Source organism: Ideonella azotifigens (genome assembly GCF_006519715.1).
Classification (GTDB): domain Bacteria; phylum Pseudomonadota; class Gammaproteobacteria; order Burkholderiales; family Burkholderiaceae_C; genus Ideonella; species Ideonella azotifigens.
Genome location: NZ_VIDT01000786.1, coordinates 1 through 2305, shown reverse-complemented (window position 1 = coordinate 2305; position 2305 = coordinate 1). Strand labels below are relative to the sequence as shown.

General features: G+C 68.1%; 2 protein-coding genes. Both read right to left on the bottom strand.

What is annotated here, in order from left to right:
- The coding region (locus tag FKP22_RS27625) for a DUF1329 domain-containing protein (RefSeq protein ID WP_141291192.1) at window positions 1-1795 on the bottom strand (1795 nt) is incomplete at its 3' end.
- Between the two features lie 23 nt (window positions 1796-1818).
- Window positions 1819-2305 (bottom strand): DUF1302 family protein (locus FKP22_RS27620; protein ID WP_141291190.1); only part of this gene is annotated, 487 nt, incomplete at its 5' end.

Here is a 2305-nt window from a genome sequence, read left to right as displayed (position 1 = left end):
CGTCGACCAACTGATGCTCATCCAGCCCGGCGATCTCGAAGGCTTCGTCGTCGGCGTCTTCCACTTCGTCCGGGTCGAACACCACCTGCAGGCGGTGGCGGAAAAAGGCCTTGACGGGGTTGCGCAGGAAGGCGGTGAGCAGGTCCAGCGTGAGCGCAACCGGCGTGCCCTGCTGCTCAGGCGCAGCCGCGTCGTGCAAGGCCGAGGGCTTCGCTTCGGCATGGGCTTGCCGCCATTCGCGGGCCCAGGTGTGCGCCGAGCTGCCGGGCTCGAAGTAGCGGCGGCTGAACGGCTGCAGCGGGTGCTCATGGCTGCGCGCTTCCACCGCGGCCTGGCCCCAGGCGGCGGCCAGGTAGTCGCGCAGCTGCGACAGCAGCACCGAAGGCGGCTGTTCGCTGTTGTCACGCGCATTGCGGCCAGCCCAGCTGAGGTAAAGCACGCGGCGGGCGGACAGCAGGGCTTCGAGCATCAGCTGGCGGTCGTCGTCGCGGCGCGAGCGGTCGCCGGCGCGCGTCTGGCCAGGCGTGGCCATCAGGTAGTAGGCGCCGGTCTGCAGGTCGTAGCCGCCCCAGAACATGTTGCCCACCAGCGCCGGAATGTCGGGCGCCAGCAGCGTGAGCGTGTAGTTGGTGCGCCAGAGTTCACCCTTGGCGTCCCAGCCGTCGAACAGGATGATCTGCCAGGAATCCTCGTCGACGTAGTACTTGCGCTTGGGCACCACGTGGCGCTTGCCCTCGGCCAGCGTGGCCTCGACCTCCCACACGCGGTGCAGTTCCCAGCGCACCAGGCTCGGGTTGAGCGTGTTGGGCGTGACGAGATCCGCGACCTTGGCGGAGGCGGCGCGGTTGTTGTTGTAGGGGATGTAGAGCTCGCGCTTGCCGACCAGCTTGAGCTTGTGCTTGTCGTTCGGGCCGAAGAGCATGAAGGCTTCGTCGAACAGGCCGATGCCGGAGGTCACCGAGTCGGGCGTGTCATAGGCCACGGACGGCGCCTTGCGCACGCGCCGCTGGCCCACCAGGTATTGCCACAGGCCGCGCGGGTTGCTGGCGTTCAGGTTGTCGTGCGCCAGGATGGCCTCGCCGGCCTTGGAGCCCGGCTCGCTGACGGAGAACTTGCCGAGCTGGGAGTAGCCGTCGAATTTCTCCAGGCTGCCCTCGGGGTCGTAGAACTGTTTGCGAAAGCTTTGCGTGCCCCCGGAGGCCATGGCGCGGCGGCCATCGGCGGTGACGACCCAGACCCGCACCGGTGCCTGGATGTAGGTGCCGGTCCAGGCCAGGCGGTGGTTCTGGAACACCTCGTCGCCATCCTTGGGAATGGGGAATGGCGTGCCGCCATAGGCGCCTTCGGTGCCCTGGCCATCGTCGACCAGCTTGGCCCGCGTGGCGTTCTTGAAGGTGTTGTCGTAGACCCATTGCGGCGCTGCGGCGCTGCGGTGCGTCGGGTAGACGTCGATGCGGAAGTCGGGGTAGCGCTTCATCAGCGCCTTGACGCCGTCGCTCAGCCGCGCGTCGTATTGCGCCATGTTCTTCGCGCTGATGGCGTAGAGCGGCTTCTCGCCGGGGAAGGGGTCTGGCCGGGGTTCACCAGGCTTGTAGCCTGCGGGTGCCTTGGTCACGCCGCCGTCCCAGGCGGGGATGCTGCCGTCCTTGTTGCCGGCGCGCTCGGCACCCAGCGGGGTCAGCGTGGTCTTGAGGCGTGCGGCTTCGTCGGCCGAAACGGCGGCGCCGGCATTGCCGGCCCAGGCCAGCGCCACAGCGGCGGCCAGCAGGGATGCGTGGAATTGCTTGCGGATCATGCGAATACTCCGTGGAGCGCGGTTCAGAAGGTGCGCGAAACGCTGAAGGCAAGGTAGGCCCGATCCTTCAGCGACTGGCCGAAGCTGAGCTGGCGCGGCGTGCCACTGCCGGCAACCAGCGTCTCGGTGAAGGTCTTGGCGGTACCGAAGTAGTCGGTGCAGGTCAGCGCCAGCTTCCAGTCGTTCTGGTAGGTGCCCTTCAAGCCGATGCTGTAGTCGCCGGCGCTGCTGGCACCGCCGGCGAAGTTGAAGATGGCCGACGAACGGCCGCCGAAGTTGTAGCCCACGCCCACAGGGATCGACAGGTCCAGTCCCGGCAGCACCTGGAAGTACTGCGGCTCGAACAGCATGCGCAATGCGAAGGCGCCCTTGGTGGTGTTCGGGTCCAGCCCGCCAATGCCCTGGCTGCTGCCGTCGGCCGCCGCGAAGATGTCGCGCGTGACGGCCAGGGTGCGGTTGTAGGCCAGCTCGGCCACCACCGCACCGCCGCCCCACAGCGGGCCTGGCTGC